This window comes from Pseudoalteromonas sp. THAF3, from assembly GCF_009363775.1.
Taxonomy (GTDB): domain Bacteria; phylum Pseudomonadota; class Gammaproteobacteria; order Enterobacterales; family Alteromonadaceae; genus Pseudoalteromonas; species Pseudoalteromonas ruthenica.
In genome coordinates, this window is the sequence record NZ_CP045418.1 from 209,736 (window position 1) to 227,500 (window position 17,765).

The 17,765-nt window shown below is 47.9% G+C and carries 18 protein-coding genes; 13 read left to right on the forward strand and 5 right to left on the reverse strand.

The genetic code is table 11. From position 1 onward, the window contains the following. The first annotated feature begins 205 nt into the window (after nt 1-205). The 5 genes from leuA (at nt 206) to FIU82_RS01030 (ending at nt 5,537) form a co-directional block, all read left to right on the forward strand. Nucleotides 206-1,756, forward strand: coding sequence for a 2-isopropylmalate synthase (gene leuA, locus FIU82_RS01010; protein WP_152440118.1), 1,551 nt, complete (start codon nt 206-208; stop codon nt 1,754-1,756). Beyond that, nucleotides 1,753-2,829 (forward strand): 3-isopropylmalate dehydrogenase, encoded by a 1,077-nt coding sequence (gene leuB, locus FIU82_RS01015; RefSeq protein ID WP_022945941.1) that lies wholly within the window; start codon nt 1,753-1,755, stop codon nt 2,827-2,829. The genes leuA and leuB overlap by 4 nt, the downstream gene beginning before the upstream one ends. A gap of 20 nt (nt 2,830-2,849) precedes the next feature. Next, a complete protein-coding gene (gene leuC, locus FIU82_RS01020) occupies nt 2,850-4,253 on the forward strand; it encodes a 3-isopropylmalate dehydratase large subunit (protein WP_138589236.1) in 1,404 nt (467 codons plus the stop codon). After that, complete coding sequence (gene leuD / locus FIU82_RS01025) at nt 4,250-4,849, forward strand: 3-isopropylmalate dehydratase small subunit (protein WP_045979521.1); 600 nt, start codon at nt 4,250-4,252, stop codon at nt 4,847-4,849. The genes leuC and leuD overlap by 4 nt, the downstream gene beginning before the upstream one ends. An 85-nt stretch (nt 4,850-4,934) precedes the next feature. After that, on the forward strand, nt 4,935-5,537 hold the full coding sequence (locus tag FIU82_RS01030; protein ID WP_022946121.1) for a hypothetical protein: 603 nt from the start codon (nt 4,935-4,937) through the stop codon (nt 5,535-5,537). Nucleotides 5,538-5,547: 10 nt separating this feature from the next. On the opposite strand, the gene FIU82_RS01035 is transcribed toward FIU82_RS01030, so the two are convergent. After that, nucleotides 5,548-5,895: a hypothetical protein gene (locus FIU82_RS01035; protein WP_152440119.1), complete on the reverse strand. Its 348-nt coding sequence runs from the start codon at nt 5,893-5,895 to the stop codon at nt 5,548-5,550. A gap of 69 nt (nt 5,896-5,964) precedes the next feature. On the opposite strand from FIU82_RS01035, the gene FIU82_RS01040 reads away from it, so the two are divergent. Genes FIU82_RS01040 through FIU82_RS01050 form a run of 3 tightly spaced genes read left to right on the forward strand, consistent with a single transcriptional unit; the run spans nt 5,965 to nt 7,567 of the window. Further along, nucleotides 5,965-6,414 (forward strand): TerB family tellurite resistance protein, encoded by a 450-nt coding sequence (locus FIU82_RS01040; RefSeq protein ID WP_022946123.1) that lies wholly within the window; start codon nt 5,965-5,967, stop codon nt 6,412-6,414. Nucleotides 6,415-6,435: 21 nt separating this feature from the next. After that, entirely contained in the window at nt 6,436-6,999 is a 564-nt protein-coding gene (locus FIU82_RS01045) for a Crp/Fnr family transcriptional regulator (protein ID WP_239409413.1), read from the forward strand. A 55-nt stretch (nt 7,000-7,054) separates the two neighbouring features. Continuing rightward, nucleotides 7,055-7,567 (forward strand): YgjV family protein, encoded by a 513-nt coding sequence (locus tag FIU82_RS01050; RefSeq protein ID WP_152440120.1) that lies wholly within the window; start codon nt 7,055-7,057, stop codon nt 7,565-7,567. On the opposite strand, the gene FIU82_RS01055 is transcribed toward FIU82_RS01050, so the two are convergent. Beyond that, nucleotides 7,551-8,120: an NADPH-dependent FMN reductase gene (locus FIU82_RS01055; protein WP_022946126.1), complete on the reverse strand. Its 570-nt coding sequence runs from the start codon at nt 8,118-8,120 to the stop codon at nt 7,551-7,553. The genes FIU82_RS01050 and FIU82_RS01055 overlap by 17 nt on opposite strands. 120 nt (nt 8,121-8,240) lie before the next feature. Between FIU82_RS01055 and FIU82_RS01060 the strand changes: the two genes are divergently transcribed. After that, on the forward strand, nt 8,241-9,125 hold the full coding sequence (locus tag FIU82_RS01060) for a LysR family transcriptional regulator (RefSeq protein ID WP_026111280.1): 885 nt from the start codon (nt 8,241-8,243) through the stop codon (nt 9,123-9,125). A gap of 42 nt (nt 9,126-9,167) precedes the next feature. Here FIU82_RS01060 and FIU82_RS01065 read toward each other — a convergent pair whose 3' ends face one another. After that, the gene (locus tag FIU82_RS01065) at nt 9,168-9,875 is read right to left on the reverse strand and encodes a hypothetical protein (protein ID WP_152440121.1); all 708 of its coding nucleotides are present in this window, start codon (nt 9,873-9,875) and stop codon (nt 9,168-9,170) included. Nucleotides 9,876-9,986: 111 nt separating this feature from the next. Here FIU82_RS01065 and FIU82_RS01070 point away from each other — a divergent pair, with 111 nt between their 5' ends. Continuing rightward, a complete protein-coding gene (locus tag FIU82_RS01070; RefSeq protein WP_022946129.1) occupies nt 9,987-10,370 on the forward strand; it encodes a hypothetical protein in 384 nt (127 codons plus the stop codon). 53 nt (nt 10,371-10,423) lie between these two features. On the opposite strand, the gene FIU82_RS01075 is transcribed toward FIU82_RS01070, so the two are convergent. Next, nucleotides 10,424-12,046, reverse strand: coding sequence for an endonuclease (locus tag FIU82_RS01075; protein ID WP_152440122.1), 1,623 nt, complete (start codon nt 12,044-12,046; stop codon nt 10,424-10,426). Nucleotides 12,047-12,341: 295 nt separating this feature from the next. Here FIU82_RS01075 and FIU82_RS01080 point away from each other — a divergent pair, with 295 nt between their 5' ends. The 3 genes from FIU82_RS01080 to FIU82_RS01090 are packed head-to-tail and all read left to right on the forward strand — an operon-like array spanning nt 12,342 to nt 16,674. After that, on the forward strand, nt 12,342-14,153 hold the full coding sequence (locus FIU82_RS01080) for an assimilatory sulfite reductase (NADPH) flavoprotein subunit (RefSeq protein ID WP_152440123.1): 1,812 nt from the start codon (nt 12,342-12,344) through the stop codon (nt 14,151-14,153). A 36-nt stretch (nt 14,154-14,189) separates the two neighbouring features. Beyond that, nucleotides 14,190-15,908 (forward strand): assimilatory sulfite reductase (NADPH) hemoprotein subunit, encoded by a 1,719-nt coding sequence (gene cysI / locus FIU82_RS01085; RefSeq protein ID WP_152440124.1) that lies wholly within the window; start codon nt 14,190-14,192, stop codon nt 15,906-15,908. Nucleotides 15,909-15,933: 25 nt separating this feature from the next. Continuing rightward, a complete protein-coding gene (locus tag FIU82_RS01090) occupies nt 15,934-16,674 on the forward strand; it encodes a phosphoadenylyl-sulfate reductase (protein ID WP_152440125.1) in 741 nt (246 codons plus the stop codon). A 26-nt stretch (nt 16,675-16,700) separates the two neighbouring features. Here the strand turns inward: FIU82_RS01090 and FIU82_RS01095 are convergent, their stop codons facing one another. Next, nucleotides 16,701-17,159 (reverse strand): RNA-binding protein, encoded by a 459-nt coding sequence (locus FIU82_RS01095; protein WP_022946134.1) that lies wholly within the window; start codon nt 17,157-17,159, stop codon nt 16,701-16,703. Nucleotides 17,160-17,765 lie beyond the last annotated feature (606 nt).

Consider the following 17,765-nt stretch of genomic DNA (forward strand, 5'->3'; position numbering starts at 1 on the left):
TAGTGTTAAAAAATAGCCATCTTACTAACAGCGATGCTCAATTATGCGCACCAATCAATTCATTACATTGCTCCTAAACCTGCTACTCCTTGTGAGCTTTAGCGGGGCGTGATGTATTGATTGTTAGTAATACGAAACGAACACAACCCCGCCCTCCCGAGCGGGGTTTTTTTATTTCTGGCGGTAATCTTTTAGAGGACTGAGTATGCAAGACAAGGTATGGATATTTGACACCACCCTTCGCGATGGTGAGCAAGCATTGAAAGCAAGTTTGACGGAAGACGACAAACTGCAACTAGCTCATGCAATCAGTCGTCTTAACGTGGATGTGATGGAAGTTGGTTTCCCGGTGTCCAGCCCTGCTGATTTCCGTGCCGTCCAGCGTATTGCTAATGAGGTGCAAGGGCCCATTATTTGTGGCTTAGCACGAGCAGTGAGCAAAGACATTGAAGCATGCGGGGAGGCGCTCAAGGGCGCGCAGCGGGCCCGTATACATACCTTCATCGCCACCAGTCCACTGCACCTAGAACATAAGCTACGCATGACGCTTGCCGAGGCCACCGACATGGCGGTGCAAGCAATTAGCCAAGCCCGCCAATACACCGATGACGTTGAGTTTTCCTGCGAAGATGCCGGGCGCACCCCCCATGATGATTTATGTTACGTCGTTGAGCGCGCCATTGCCGCTGGCGCCAGCACCATTAATCTGCCTGACACGGTCGGCTATGTTACTCCAGATGAATACGCGGCCATGATCCGTTATCTCAAAACGCATGTTAGCAATATTGATCAAGCACGCTTAAGCGTGCATTGCCATAATGATTTAGGCTTAGCAGTAGCCAACTCTATTGCCGCTGTGCAAGCGGGAGCACGACAAATCGAATGCACCATTAATGGCATTGGTGAGCGCGCTGGAAATTGCTCGTTAGAGGAAGTGGCGATGATCATGAAAATGCGCCAAGACCATTTGCAAGTACACAGCGATATTCGCAGTGAAGAGATATATCGGGCATCGCGCCAGGTCGCTAAGATCTGCAATATGCCAGTGCAGCCGAATAAGGCCATTGTCGGCGAAAATGCTTTTGCCCACAGCTCAGGTATTCACCAAGACGGTGTACTCAAGGCGCAAAATACCTATGAAATCATGTCGCCAGAGAGTGTTGGAGTGCCCAATAATCAACTGAATATGACCTCGCGCTCGGGCCGCCATGTTATAGAACATCGCTTGAGTGAACTAGGTTATCAAGGCGGTGACTACGATATGGATAGCTTATACGCCAGCTTTTTGGAGTTAGCCGATCAAAAAGGCACGGTATACGACTACGACCTTGAAGCCATTATTTATTTCAATCAAATCACCGATAAAGACGATTATTACCAGTTGCAGTTTGTTAATTCCACGTCGAACTCACAATCAGTCGCCAGTTCGACCATCGGCTTGAGCATTGCTGGTGAACAGCGTCAAGAAGCTGCCACGGGCAACGGCCCGGTAGAAGCATCTTTTGCTGCCATAGCCCGACTAACCGGCATGGCGGTGGAGGTGATTGAATACAACTTAGATGCCACCGGGCAAGGAGCTAGCTCTTTAGGCCAGGTTGACATTATTGCCCAATATCAGGGGCGTACCTATCACGGCGCGGGGCTTGCCGCCGACATCGTCGAAGCGTCGGTACGTGCCATGATCCGCGTTTACAACATTATTCATCGAGCACAGCAAGTGTCGAGCTTAAAGCAGCAACAAAGGAAAGCAGGATGAGTCAAAACAGTTACAGTATCGCTGTATTACCCGGCGATGGCATTGGTCCAGAAGTGATGGCCGCAGCAGAAATGGTATTAGCGGCATGCAGTCGCGAATTTGGCTTTAGCCTTAACCTGCACCATCACGCCGTTGGCGGCGGCGCCATTGATGAGTTTGGTGTAGCGCTGCCGGAGCAAACGCTGGCGGCATGTGAAACCGCTGACGCAATACTGTTTGGTGCCGTAGGGGGACCAAAGTGGGAAAACCTCCCTCCTGAGCAACAGCCAGAGCGGGCGTCATTATTGCCGCTACGCAAGCACTTCGGGTTATTTTGTAATTTACGCCCGGCGCAATTATTGCCTGCGCTGAGCACCTCCTCTCCGCTGCGCCAAGATATTAGCGCTCACGGCTTCGATATACTCTGTGTACGCGAGTTAACAGGAGGGATTTATTTCGGAGAGAAAGGACGCAGTGGTGAAGGGCAGCACGAAGCTGCGTTTGATACGCAAACCTATGCTCGTAGTGAAATTGAGCGCATCGCTCGGTTTGCTTTTGAAGCGGCGCGGCTGCGCCACAATCATGTTACCTCGGTAGATAAGGCCAATGTCTTGGCCACCAGTGTGTTGTGGCGAGAGGTAGTGAATGACGTAAGTAAAGATTACCCCGATGTTACGCTCGATCATATCTACATTGATAATGCCGCGATGCAGCTCGTGAAGCAGCCGAGCCAGTTTGACGTGCTGCTGTGTGACAACTTGTTTGGCGATATTTTGTCCGATGAGTGCGCCATGATCACCGGCTCTATGGGGTTGTTGCCCTCGGCTAGTCTTAATCAATCCGGCTTCGGTTTATATGAACCTGCCGGCGGCTCGGCACCAGATATTGCTGGTAAAGGGGTCGCTAATCCCATTGCGCAAATACTTAGTGCGGCATTGATGTTGCGCTACTCATTAGCGCAAGACGAGGCTGCACGGCGTATTGAGAAAGCCGTAGCCGAAGCCGTAGCTGCAGGGGTTGGCACGCCAGATATCTTTCCCGATGCAGGCTATACCACGCGCGATGTAGCGGCAGCCATCGTCGAGCGCATTTAACTAGTAAAAGGATGTAGCAAGTGGCATACACGTTATACGATAAAATTTGGCAGGCTCATTGCGTCGCCAGCCTAAACGAACAAACCGACTTACTGTACATAGACCGTCATCTTGTGCATGAGGTCACCTCACCCCAAGCCTTTGCCGGATTGCGCGAGAAAAATCGCACCGTACGTTGTCCAGAAAAAACCTTCGCAACCATGGATCACAACGTCTCGACCAAATCTCGCTCTTTGGATGCCGCAAGTACTGTCTCGCGTAACCAGTTGCTGGCACTGCAGGCGAATTGTGATGAATTCGGCATTAGATTGTACGACCTCAACTCCATTAATCAGGGCATTGTGCATGTGATGGGTCCCGAGCAGGGGATCACGCTGCCCGGGACTACCATTGTCTGTGGTGATAGCCATACCTCCACGCATGGTGCGTTTGGGGCATTGGCTCACGGTATTGGTACGTCCGAGGTTGAGCACGTGCTTGCCACCCAGACATTGCAGCAAAAAAAGGCGAAGTCGTTAAAAATTCACGTTCATGGCAAGCTGCGAAGCACGGCAACAGCGAAAGACCTAATTATGGCTATAATCGGCCAGTTAGGAACGGCGGGTGGCACCGGTTATGTTGCCGAGTTCTGTGGCGAGGCAATTAGCGCTTTGTCGATGGAATCGCGTATGACGCTGTGCAATATGAGCATTGAAATGGGGGCCAAAGCAGGACTTATTGCCCCCGATGAAACCACCTATGAGTATATTAAGGGGCGGCCTTTTGCTCCGCAAGGCGAAGACTTTGATAAGGCCGTTGCCTATTGGCGCACTTTGCACTCGGATGCTGACGCGCACTTCGATAAGATCATCGACATTGATGCTCAGCAGGTGCAGCCACAAGTCACCTGGGGTACCAGTCCAGAGCAAGTGCTGGGCGTGGATGAGGTTATTCCCGATCCGGATAAAGAGACGGATTTGATAAAGGCTGATGCTATTCGCAGTGCCTTAAAGTATATGGATTTGCGACCTGGGCAAAAGATCAGTGATATCTGTGTCGATACGGTGTTTATTGGCTCATGTACCAACAGCCGCATCGAGGACTTGCGCGCGGCCGCTGCGGTGGTCGCCGGTCAGCAGGTAGCCAAAGACATAGAAGCGTTAATTGTGCCCGGCTCAGGACTGGTAAAACAGCAGGCTGAGGAAGAAGGCTTGGCGGATATTTTCAAAGCCGCGGGCTTTGAATGGCGAGAGCCTGGGTGTTCCATGTGTTTAGCTATGAATGATGACCGACTCGCTCCGGGCAAGCGTTGTGCGTCGACCTCCAACCGCAATTTTGAAGGACGCCAAGGGCGGGGTGGGCGCACCCATTTGGTGAGTCCGGCGATGGCCGCTGCTGCCGCAATAACTGGGCGCTTTACTGATATTCAAGGAGAGGCACAATGAGCTGTTTTCATCAGGGGCTAGTGGCCCCGTTGGATAAGAATAATGTCGACACCGACCAGATTATCCCCAAGCAATTTTTAACCTCCACCAGTCGAGATGGGTTCGATAAAGCCTTGTTTTATGATTGGCGTTACCTTGGCGATGGCCAACCCGATCCAGAGTTTGTGCTTAATTACCCGCAATACCAAGGGGCCAGTATTCTTCTTAGCCGTGATAATTTTGGCTGTGGTTCGTCACGGGAGCACGCCCCCTGGGCACTGAAGCAATATGGGTTTTCGGTGATCATTGCCGAGAGCTTTGCTGATATCTTCTTTAATAACTGTGCTAATAACCAAATGTTGACTATCGCCTTGGCGAGCGCGCAGCTGGATGCCTTATTTGCACTGTGTGAGTCTGAGCAAGCACTGCATATTGAGGTGGACTTGGCGAATCAGCAGCTGCGCAGTTCACGCTTTGCACCGATTACTTTCTCGGTGCGTGCAGACGTGAAAGAGCGGTTGTTAAGTGGCCTGGATTTTATCGGTGTGACTGAGCAATACAATGCTCAAATTGATGCCTTTGAACAGCAACTAAAGGCGCAGCGCCCCTGGCAGTGAGTGGCCGCTAGTACTTCAACGTAAAAAGTAGGAAAGCAACAGTGAAAGCGCTATATTGGCGCTTTTACTTTACTTGGAACTCAGCATGAAATTAGCGATTACGTGTGCGGCGTTATCTGTGATAGGCGCTGTTGCCACTGGTGCGCAAGCGCGCCCTGCGCCTTTGGTCTCAATCCCTTCCCACGATGCATTTTTTAATAATATCAAAGCGCATTGTGGTAAAGCGTATCAAGGAAAGGTGACGGTTGATAACGCTGGACCAAGTAGCTTCAGCGAAGCAAAGCTGGTCATGCACGTGCGCCGTTGTACAGAGCGCGAGTTACAAGTGCCGTTTCATGTCGGTGATGATGCCTCGCGCACCTGGATTATTACTAAAACGGGCAGTGGTTTAAGCTTAAAGCATGACCATCGCCATAAGGATGGCAGCGATGACGTCTCGACTATGTACGGCGGTCATACCGTGGATGCCGGTTATGCCACCATGCAGTCATTCCCGGCCGATCAGTACTCTAAAGAGTTATTTGTACAGCAAGGGATCCCGCAATCAGTGGGTAATACTTGGCAAATGTATATTTACCCAGAGCAATTTACTTATCGGCTAGTGCGCCAGGGACGAGAGTTTCGCGTTGATTTTGATTTGACCCAGCCCATTACCCCGCCAAAAGCCCCTTGGGGATATAAAGACTAATTGCGCAGGGCTACTCACAAATGAGCTCAGCAACCAAGTTGGGCTCATAACCTCGTGGGTGAGTAGGGAAGCGTTCATAGTCTTGCACACCTTGGGTAATGCGCAAAGAGAAGGTGGAATCGTTACACAACTGAGCACTGTGACGTAATAAAAACACACTCTGGTTGGCGAACTGTTGGTAGCCATCCTCAACCACTTCCAGACGATAGCGCTTTTTACTTAACCTAGTTTGGTAGTAATGCACTTTATTATCAAAGTCATAGAACTTTTCTTGCTCACCAATAGGCGCAGGAGTGTAGCTACATCCCCAGTTCATTACGACCATGAAAAGCAGAAATGCATAGCGATATGACGACATAAACAACCCTTGTTGTGTGTACTGGGAGTATCCTTTACAGTGAGTGTAACACCAAGCGGGAGGCGTGCCATGCTCAATAATTTAAAACGGTTCTTTAATTCTTTACAGTCACAGCCACAGCAAGATGACTCGCCTGATTTTAAAACCTCAGTCGCAGCGCTACTGGTTGAGGTGATGCGTGCCGATAGCGAACTTCAAGAAGATGAGCGCAAAGCCATGGTCGTGCTGTTACAGAAATACTTTGATTTAGGCGAGGAAGAGGTAAACAACTTAATCACAGCGGCCAGTCAAGACCTTGATGAAGCCATTGATTACTTCCGTTTTTCTAAGCAGATCAATGACAATACCAATGCACAGGAGCGTATAGAGATTATCGAGTTGTTATGGCGACTGGCCTATGCAGATGGCCAATTAGATAAGCATGAAGAGCATGTTATTCGCCGTGTAGCTGATTTACTCTATGTAACTCATAATGATTTTATTCAAGCAAAGTTGGCAGCGACAAATGTGCAAAGTTAACCAGTTGCAGAGGCTTGTGCCTTGGCTTATCAGCAATTAGGGCAGGCCAGTCAAGTTGTGAGTGAGCAACTGCAACAGTTACTCGCTCACAGTCATGCTATCAAAAGTTTAGAGATGAACACTCATGATGTATTGCTCGAACAGCAACAACAACAGAATTATGCATACTTTGTACAATCCGGGGTGTTAGTTGCCGCGTATCTCGATGAACAAGGACAACAACATTATAAAGAGTTCTATTTTCAGGGTGAATTGGCGTTTATATACAGTGCCTGGATCACTCAACAACCTGCAAACTACAGCTTAGAGGTACTCAAACCCAGCTGCTTGTTGCGTGTGCCCCTGGCTGAGCTGGCACAGCCTCGGTGGCACTCATTAACTATGGCTTTGCTACAGCAACAAGTATTATTTAAAGAGTCTAAAGAAGCCTTCCTGTTGCTGCAAAGTCCACAGCAGCGTTACCAGTTTTTATTAACCCACCGACCACACTGGTTGGCGCAATTATCGCTTACGCAAGTGGCCAAATATTTAGGGATTAGTGCCGTGAGTCTGTCGCGGATACGCGCTCGTTTAGGATTGAATTAACAAAGGTTAAGGCGGCCCCAGCCTATACTCGGCATACTCCGGCAGTGGAGGGAGTATGGATTGGTTTTGGTTATCTCAGTTGCTGGTTGCTATTGCTATTGCTATTGTCTGCGATTTAGTATCGTTTCAATTACCACAAAGGCGCAGTGTCCTAATATGCCTGGTGCTATCTACGGCTCTGACCAGTGGCCATTATGTTTTATTAACTCAGTACAGCGGCGCCATCCTGATGCTGCTGGCGTCTTTGCGCTTTGCGCTCAGTATTCATTATCAACAGCGGCGGCTGATGGTGATATTTATAGCTCTGTCGATACTGACAACTTTATTTGTATGGCAGTCGCCTATTTCGCTGTGGGCTTTGGCGGGAAGTTGTATACAAACCTGCGCTGCATTTCAGCGCCGGCAATTGACGATGCGGTTACTGATGCTCTTGGGTAGTGGTTGTTGGCTAGCGTATGGCGTTGCTGCAGGCTCCCCCATGGCTGCGTTACTTGAGGGCTTGTTTGTAAGCAGCAACGTCATTGCGTTATATCGCTATCGCCGGCAGCTTTTTAGCTTTTCAACTTAGACGTTACGTCGATAAGTTGTGACGTAAGCCCGGCTATTTTCTCGCTGGTGGCGCTGTCGGTCAGCTCTCCTTGGTCGTTGACAAAGCCGTGGATACCAGCAATAGCGAGTTGGTCACCAAGCACTAATGCGCCAATGCCACTGAGGATGTCACGCACGTGATTTAAGCCGCGTAGGCCACCTAGCCCGCCAGGAGACGCTGCGAATAATGCTACCACCTTGTTACGAAATGCGGGCGTCGCACCGGCTTCAGTACGTGATGCCCAGTCTATGGCGTTTTTTAATACCGCTGTGATTGAGCCATTGTATTCCGGGCTAGCAAGTAAAATAGCATCCGCTGAACGCAATTTATCTTTTAGTTGTTGCGCACTGCTTGGTACACCTTGCGCTTCAATGTCTTCATCAAACATGGGCAAGTTTAACTCCGCCAAAGAAATTACTTCGACTTCGCCGCCCTGCTGTTGCGCCAATTGTGCGGCATGATTGATCACTGCCTGATTGAAACTATTTTTACGAAGGCTGCCTGCGAGGGCGATAATTTTTGCTGTTGCCATAGTGAATATCCTAATGCTGTCAGTTGGTCTGTGTTAGTACGTACTTTAGCCAAAATCAGACTTGCAAAAAAGCGCAAAAAACGCAAAGCTTATGTGCGTATATACACAGAGAATGCGACCATGGCGATAGAATTTAATGACTGGCAGGATATCAAAGTAGCATTTGAAGTTGCCAGAAGAGGGACTCTTACCTCAGCGGCCGAAGCCTTAGGTGTGCACCATAGCACAGTGCTAAGACGCATTAATCATCTCGAGCAAAGTTTGAATGCGCGATTGTTTCACCGTCATGCTCGAGGTTACTCCATGACAGAAACCGGTGCCAAACTGTTTGCAAGTGCAGAGCAAATCAACGAGCAGTTAGAGTTATTACACAACGATATTATGGCTGCAGACACGACTTTGTCTGGCTCGTTACTGCTAACAACAGTAAGCGGCTTTATCGATGTGTTGGCGCCGGTATGTGAGCAGTTTCAAACACTGCACCCCCAGGTGCAATTAGAAGTGCTGTTGGATCAAAAGCGCTTGCGCCTCGATCATGGCCAAGCACACATTGCTGTGCGTGCTGGTCCGCGCCCAGATGAGGGCGATTATATTGCCCAACACCTCAGTACTATCGAGGCAGGGTTGTACGCTCATGAACGTTATTTGGCTCGCACCGGTGAACCACAGTCCATGGCCCAGTTGCAACAGCATCATTTCATATCTGGTGTGGCCGGGTTCAATAGTCGAGTCCCTTATTTTGCTTGGGTGGATGAGCATATACCGGGTGAGCAGATCACCTTGCGGGTGTCAGAAACGTCTGATGCCAATCGGGCGATTGCCAGCGGCCTAGGGATTGGCGGGATGCAAAAAGAAGTGGCAGCTTTATACCCACAGCTAAAGCCTGTGCTTGGCAGTGAGTTAAGCTGGCACAGTGATATTTGGCTGGTGACTCACCATCAAGTGCATCGCAGTGCTAAGGTCCAAGCCTTCGCGCAATTATTGAAGCAACACTTTCGTAAATAGCAATGGCGGTGTGCTCACCTTTGAGGCATCGCCCTTTAGGCATTAGCTGCGCTTTTTCCGTCGGCGCCAAGGTGGGTTTTGCAGCAACAACATCCCCCCTGTGATAGCAAACAATACAGAGGCAGCTGCAAAGCTTATCAGCAGCGGGTTGTTGAAATCTTTGCGCTCTTGGTAATCCATAATGTGCAGCATCCAGAAGAAATCGAAAATGCGCCAAATAGTTGAGCGTACAGTAATGAACTGGCCACTGTACGCGTCTAAATAAAGCGTTGTTGCACACCAGTCATCGAACTCGATACGCCACACATCTTGACGGTAACCGACCTCCTGTGGCCCAGTGATAAGGCGCTCTGCGAGGCTAACCTTACCCTTGCCAAGATAATGGTTATAGGCAATACGCTCAGCCTGCTTTTGGTTAAGAGCCGCAGATAGCTGACCCGTTTGGGCGTGAAAAACATGCTCTTGCTTGCCCTCAGCCGCGATAATGATTGGTTGATTGAGGCGGTGAGTAAATTGTAGCTGCCTCAGTGAGGGCATCTGCATGCGAATGTTATCCAAGGAGGCGGTATAGTCGCTACTGGAAAAGGGGTTCTCTAACGTGCGCTTTGCCAAATGCTTACCATGCACCTTGTCGAGTGGTAGTGCGCTCATCACAAGGCCACCCATGAGCCATGCAAATAATTGCAACACAAGTACGTATCCAGCCCATTTGTGCAGTGTTCGGCTGTGCTTGAAAAGACGTTTATTCATATTATTGTTGTCTTTGTGGCAGGTGTAACTCAGTTTACGCTCTTGTTATTGGCGGTCAATGTGACACAATGACGCAGTTAATAACTAGTGCGTGGATAATAGGAACGGTGCATGGCAGATATTCAATTTCTTAATGTGGATCTTGAGCTGGAGTCACAACATGATATTAGCGCGCTAGTCGCTGATTTAGACAAAAGCGCCATTGTTTTGCACTATGATAAAGACGAAACACGCCAGCTTGCGCGTATTGAGGCTAACGTCGATAGCCCGAGCCCAGATAAAGCCATCAATGAATTGTGCGAGCTGATTGAGTCATGTTCTAAAGCCGGACTTAAACAATGGCTGAGCTGCTCGCGTCGTACGTTTGATTTGGGCTTTAGTTCTGGTCACTCGCCTAAATGTTTTAATGAAGCCATTAGCGCCGATACTTTACTTCGTATTTCTGCTATTGGTGCAGGTATTGAGATTACGCTGTACGGCTTAGAGCAAGATTAAAGTTATTTAAAGTGTAAAAAGGCGCCAATTGGCGCCTTTTTAGTTGTGAACGACTATTGCCAAATCAGGGCTGCAAACTCGGGATGATCGATATAAGGGTTACGATTGCCTTGATGGCTGTAAGCGCCGTTATTGCGGTCTATTTCTGCTTGAGAGACTGGGTCTTGCTGATGCCACTGCAATAACATCGTCAGTGCCCATGAGCTGAATACTTGATTGCTGCTGCCATCAAGCACGGCACTGCCATAGGTCGAATTGTTCTTCCAGCCGGCAATACGGTCTTGATAGCGTGTTGCCATGTAAAAGTGGGCACGTGCAAAGTCGCCCTTGAATTCATCAATTGGCTCAAACACCGTGCTACTGTAACCTAGGCCACTGCGCGCGGCGCCTAATTTTGAACCATTGCTGGAAGTGTAGCTAGCACTGCCGACCTCGCCAAAAGGATAACTTCCACGTTTGGCATTTACATAGCCGTCAGATGCGAAAATATGGTGCACGTCTGAGTTCATAGGCTCAACCTTGCCACCGAACCAGCTCTTTGGAAAGCTATGCTCGCGGTTGTAGCAATCACCCTCTCGACTGTAGCTGCCACATTGGTCGTTGATGCTAATGAAGCTGTGTGAGTCAGTGCTTGAAGGACGCTCTGAGTAGCGATCGAGAATACTGTTGTCATTCTCATAATAGCTGTCTCGAGCGTACTGATCATAGAAACCCCAAATGGCACCATAACCCTGATTGGCATGGTTACTGATGAGGTTATGTAGTTCGGTTTTTAAGGCATATCCGCTTAACCCTGAAGCTGAGCTATAGTAACCGTCGACTGGAGGGGGCTCTACTGGGTCGCTGTCGCCGAGGGTAAACGATGTGGCTTGCGAATAGGTGAATTGCCCGCCACTGGCTAGTACGGTGCTGCCATTACTTAATTCGTAAGAGCCAGAGCCTTGTCCACAACACATCCCATCGCCATAGCTATCAAAAATGGTGAAGGTATAGTCACCATCGGCCAAGCACATGTCTTCACTGTATTCTTGGTTAGATTGGTAGCCACTGCCATTAGCGACATTGCCCCCTTGTTGGCTCAGCTCCCAGCTCGTTTCACTGCCATAGTTATCGGTGTGTAGAGTTAAGGTGACAGTGTGCTCACTGCAAGAGCCTGTTGGTGGCTCACTGTGGCCGTTGCTCGGAGTAAATTCGTCGATATAAACCACTTCACTGCCATCAAAGCCACTGACATCATAAAAGCGTAAGCCAACCTCTATTTGACCACTGCTAGTAGCAGTATAGGTATAGCTTAATTGTTGCCATTGATTTGTTTGTGCTGGATTAGAGTAGTTTTGATAGCCATCAACGTACAGCCGTGCACGCACGTTGCCTTCGGTATGTTTAACCCAAACGGCAAATTGATATTGCTGGCCGGCACTTACGTCAATGCTTTGTCGTAGATCCGTACTGCTTTGTGAGCCAGTGGTTACGCGCACCTTGGCACCATAGCTGCCAGCATATATATTGGCAGATTCTTGACTCACTTCAATACCAGTATCGATTGTGCTCCACCCGGAAGGAACATTCGCGTTCCAAGCCTCAAACCCACCATTGTCCAATACCTGAGCTTGAGCAGCGAAACTAGCCGTTGACAGTAGCGTGAGTGCCACGATGTTGTGTGAAAAATTTCTCATTGTTATACCTGTTGATTCTTTTGGTTATAAATTGTGCCGAAGGAGTATTACCCCAAAGTGACACAGGGTAACTATAATCGCTGATCCGTTAAATTGTTTTTGTTGGATAAATTCTAATTTCATAACCAAATGGAATAACAAAGCAGATTCTATTCTTTTTTCCAAGCGTCGCTCATAGGTATGCTTCACGCTAACAAAAACCCAAAAAAGTGACTTGGGTTGCCAACGTAGTACGAATTTAATCAGCCACCGAAAACTTAAATGGTGGCGTTTTTCATGGGTCAGAGGAATTAAAATGTTGTTAAACCAGCTGCATGCGGCTGCAAGCCCGCTTACACCTGAACAGGTGCAGAAGCTCCAAGGTTTGGTGGCTGAACTTAATCCAATTCAGCAGGCGTGGGTCAGTGGTTATCTCGCTGCCAATGCAAATACTGCAGCCTTGGCTGGTGGAGCTGTGAGTGCGCCCGCTGCCACTGAGGCTGCTGCTTTAACGATCCTTTACGGGTCGCAAACGGGTAACGCGAAAGCTGTGGCCACACAACTTAAAGAGCAAGCCCAAAGCAGAGGGTTAGCCGCGAAACTAGTTAGTATGGCGGACTACAAGCCTACAGCATTAAAGAAAGAAAAATTTATTAGCATCGTGGTTTCTACCTATGGTGAAGGCGAGCCGCCAGAAGATGCTGAGGCCTTACATGAATTTTTAACCACCAAAAAAGCGCCAAAGCTCGATGACGTTAAAATAGCGGTGCTTGGTTTAGGCGATTCAAGCTATGAGTTCTTCTGTCAAACGGCGAAAGATTTTGAAGAGCGCTTAGTTAAGCTCGGGGCGCAAAGCATTTACCAACGCGCTGATTTAGACGTTGACTATGAAGATCAAAGCGAGAGCTGGATTGCTGGAGCCTTAGATGCATTTGAGCCTGAGCTGAAAGCGCAACAAGGCGGCGAGGCAAATGTGGTGAGCATGCCATTTGGCGCTGCGAGCCCAGCGGCAAGTCAGTACAACAAGAAAAACCCCTTTGTAGCTGAACTACTGACGGTGCAGAAAATTACTGGCCGTGACTCGACTAAAGATGTTCGTCATATCGAGATCTCCTTAGAGGGGTCGGATATTACCTACACTCCAGGTGATTCATTAGGTGTGTACTTCTTAAATGAGCAAAGCAAGGTCGACAAGGTATTGTCACTCTTGCAGCTTGATGGTGCTACGCAAATAACGCTCGGTGATGAGAGTCTCAGCCTACGTGATGCGTTAATAGAGAAGTTAGAACTTACTCAGTCTTACCCAGGGTTTGTGGAAAAGTATGCCTTAGCCACTAACACCCCTGAGCTGTTGGCCCTTATCGAAGATAAAGCGGCGATGCGTGAATACATAGAAGCACGACAAACGTTTGATGTGATTTTCCAGCATCCGGCACAAATTGGTGCTCAAGAGTTGGTTGATTGCTTGCGCAAGGTGCAGCCGCGTTTGTATTCCATTGCTTCGAGTCAAAGCGAGGTTGAGGACGAAGTACACCTTACCGTTGGTGTGGTTGAGTTTGATGCCTTTGGTGAGAACCACCTAGGCGGCTGTTCAGGTTACTTATGTCGTGTTGCAGAAGAAGGCAGTGAAGTTCGCGTATTCACTGAGCACAACGATAACTTCCGTTTGCCAAGCGATGATAACACGCCAGTCATTATGATTGGTCCAGGAACCGGTATCGCGCCATTTAGAGCGTTTTTACAAGAGCGTGAAGCCCGTGACGCACAGGGCAAAAACTGGCTCTTCTTTGGTAACCCACACTTTACGCAAGACTTCCTGTATCAAACCGAAATTCAGGGTTATTTAAAATCGGGCTTACTTACCAACATCGATGTTGCCTGGAGTCGCGATCAGGCTGAAAAAGTGTATGTCCAAGATCGTCTGCGTGAGCAAGGTGAACAACTCTTCGCATGGCTAGAGCAAGGAGCTCACCTGTATGTGTGTGGTGATGCGAATCGTATGGCCAAAGATGTTCATCAAGCTTTAATTGATGTCGTTAAAACACATGGCAACAAAGACGACGAAAGTGCTGAGCAGTACATTAAAGATTTACGCAGCGCCAACCGTTACCAAAAAGATGTTTATTAAGCGCATTCCGTCAGCGCAAATAATGTAGGAATTGATATGAGCGACTACAAGCCAAATAGCAAGCACGACCCCGAGGCGAAGTTTGCTGACAACGAGCGTCTTAAAACGCAGAGTAACTTTTTGCGTGGCACCATTGAAACTGATCTTAAGGATCAGATCACCGGTGGTTTTAACGCTGACAACTTCCAGCTGATCCGTTTCCACGGCATGTATCAGCAGGATGATCGCGATATTCGCCCAGAGCGGGCAAAACAAAAGCTAGAGCCATTGCACAACGTGATGCTACGGGCGCGGATGCCAGGCGGTATTATCAAGCCACAACAGTGGTTGGCCATCGACAAATTTGCAGATGAAAAAACCATGTACGGCAGTATCCGTTTGACGACGCGACAAACCTTCCAGTTTCATGGCGTGCTCAAACCTAACATCAAAGATATGCACCAGATGCTCAACAGTGTCGGTATCGATTCTATCGCTACTGCGGGTGATGTGAACCGTAACGTGTTGTGTACCACAAACCCAGTAGAGTCTGAGCTACATCAAGAGGCTTATCAGTGGGCTGCGAAGATTTCTGAGCATTTGTTGCCGAAGACCCGAGCATACGCGGAAATTTGGCTTAATGGTGAAAAGTCAGAGAGCACAGATGAAGAGCCTATTTTGGGATCTACTTATCTGCCGCGTAAGTTTAAGACGACGGTCACTATTCCGCCGAATAATGAAGTGGATGTACATGCCAATGATTTGAACTTTGTGGCGATTGCTGAAAATGGCAAGCTTATTGGTTTCAACGTACTTGTGGGCGGTGGCCTAGCCATGACTCATGGTGATGTGAATACCTATCCGCGTAAAGCAGACGACTTTGGCTTTGTGCCTTTAGAACACACCTTAGCGATTGCTGAGCATGTGGTATCAGTGCAGCGTGACTGGGGTAACCGCGTAAATCGTAAAAACGCGAAAACGAAATATACCTTAGACACCTTTGGTAGTGATGCCTTTAAAGCGGAAGTTGAAAAGCGCGCTGGCGTCAAGTTTGAACCAAGTCGTGACTATGAGTTTACTCACCGTGGTGACCGTTTTGGTTGGGTTGAGGGCATAGATGGTAAACACCATCTTACTTTGTTTATTCAAAATGGCCGTATCCTAGATTTTCCAGGTAAGCCTTTAAAAACAGGATGCCGAAAAATTGCAGAAATCCACCAAGGTGATTTCCGCATGACTGCAAACCAGAACCTTATCATCGCCGGTGTGCCTGCACAGCAAAAGGCCATAATAGAACAGCTGGCGCATGAGCATGGCCTTATAGACGACGCTGATAGCGAGCAGCGCAAAGCGTCTATGGCCTGTGTGTCATTGCCCACATGTCCGTTGGCGATGGCAGAAGCTGAACGTTATTTACCGAGTTTAATCGAAAAAACGGAAGCCTTACTATCCAAGCACAATGTTGCCGATGAGCACATTATTTTGCGCGTGGTTGGTTGCCCCAATGGTTGTGGTCGAGCCATGCTCGCCGAGGCTGGTTTAGTGGGTAAAGGGCCGGGTAAGTATAACTTCTATCTCGGGGGCAACCGAGAAGGAACACGTATTCCTAAGTTGTATCTCGAAAATGTTGGCGAAGAGACTTACTTAGAAGCCCTAGACGAGCTAATCGGTCGTTGGGCCAATGAACGCGAGCAAGACGAAGGGTTTGGTGATTTTGTTATTCGCCAAGGCATCGTTACTGAAGTCAAAGTATCAAAGACAGATTTCCACGCTTAACTAAGTGCGGGAATGAGGACAAGTCATGAGTGATTTTAAGCACATTTTAACGCTTGAAAAAGAGCAGCAACAAAGCTTGCTAGCCGATATAAACGGAATACTTGCGGACAAAACCCCAGAGCAACGTGTTGCATGGGCGCTGGATAACTTGCCAAGCACACCCATGCTGTCCTCCAGCTTTGGTATTCAAGCGGCGGTGATGCTGCATATGCTAACGGCGCAAAAGCGCGACATTCCCGTAGTGCTGACTGATACAGGGTACTTATTTCCAGAAACCTACCAGTTTATAGAGCAGATGACTGAGCGCTTACAGCTTAATCTAAAAGTCTATAAAGCAGCTATCAGTCCCGCATGGCAAGAAGCTAAGTATGGTAAGTTGTGGGAGCAGGGAGAGGCTGGCATTAAGCTTTATAACCAGATCAACAAAGTTGAGCCCATGACCAGAGCATTGAACGAGCTGGAAGTAGGTACTTGGTTCAGTGGCTTACGTCGTCAGCAGTCGAGCACTCGACAGGACAAAAATGTGGTTGAAATTAGTCGCGGTACGGTCAAGGTTTATCCTATATTGGAGTGGACGAACCGTGATGTATACCAGTATCTAACTAAACATGATCTGCCGTATCACCCTTTGTGGGAGCAAGGCTATGTTTCGATGGGGGATGTGCATACTACTCGTAAACTGGAGCCGGGTATGAGCGAAGAGGAAACGCGCTTCTTTGGCCTCAATCGAGAATGTGGTTTGCATATAGATGGTGATGGAATATAAAAAAAGAGGGCTTAAGCCCTCTTTTTTTATGCGTTGCCTTCTTGCTTTTGCTTCGCTTCTCTAACTTTCAGAGTCCGTTCTTGGTACTCATTGTCATTCAGTTTATCAATTATCTTATCCGCATCTTTCAATGCGACTTCGACAAAACCAAAACCTCGGCGCTTGCCTGTGTGTTTATCTTTGAGTAATCGAACACTGAAAACAGTGCCATGTTGTTCAAATAACTCCTTAACCATATGCTCGTTTGCACGGTAGGGTAAGTTACCAACATAGAGTGTTTTCGTATCGGTTACATCGGCATCTACCGCATCATGCTGCGGTGACTGGCTGAAAGCTAAGGGAGCGAAACCCGCCAATATAGCGCCTAGCGCAAATGTAACGGCTGGTGAAAGCTGCAGCTGAGGAACTGCAAATTGCAGTATAAGAAAACCCAGAACAGCGATAGAAACTGAGATTATAATTGCTTTTAAATTAGGTGACGTCATTGTGATCTACCAAATATACATAGAATAAACATAAAATTAACAAAATGCAGTGTGTTATCTTAACGACATTACAACACATAGCAACAAGTAAAGCGGGAAACTTCGGGTTTTATTGCTCAAGCTCAGTATAGATGTATTAAAAATGAGCAAAAAACACATTTTTGTTGCTAAATTGAGCGATCAGAAAAGATCTTTAAAAAAAGTGTTGATCTCATTTTCGATCTCCCTATAATGCGCATCCACCGACACGGCGGACTGCTTACAAACGAGCACTTCAATAAGTCAGGTGAGTCAAATAAAACTTAGTTTAAAGTGAATTAAAAAACTCGAAATTAAGTGTTGACAGAAAATCAGGAAAGCGTAGAATGCGCAGCCCTGAACGGGAGCAAAGCTTCCGAGGCGAAAGCCTAAAACGTTCTTTAAAAATATGAAGCAATCATCTGTGTGGGCACTCGTACAGATTGAGTTCTAACAGCCGATTCTAGTTCGCTAGATGACGCAAACAAATTTAGAGTCTCAATTGAGCTGAGTGACCAACAGAATAAATTTAATTTATTCAGCACAGTCAATTCGATATCGACAGATATCAAAATCAGTATTCATTGA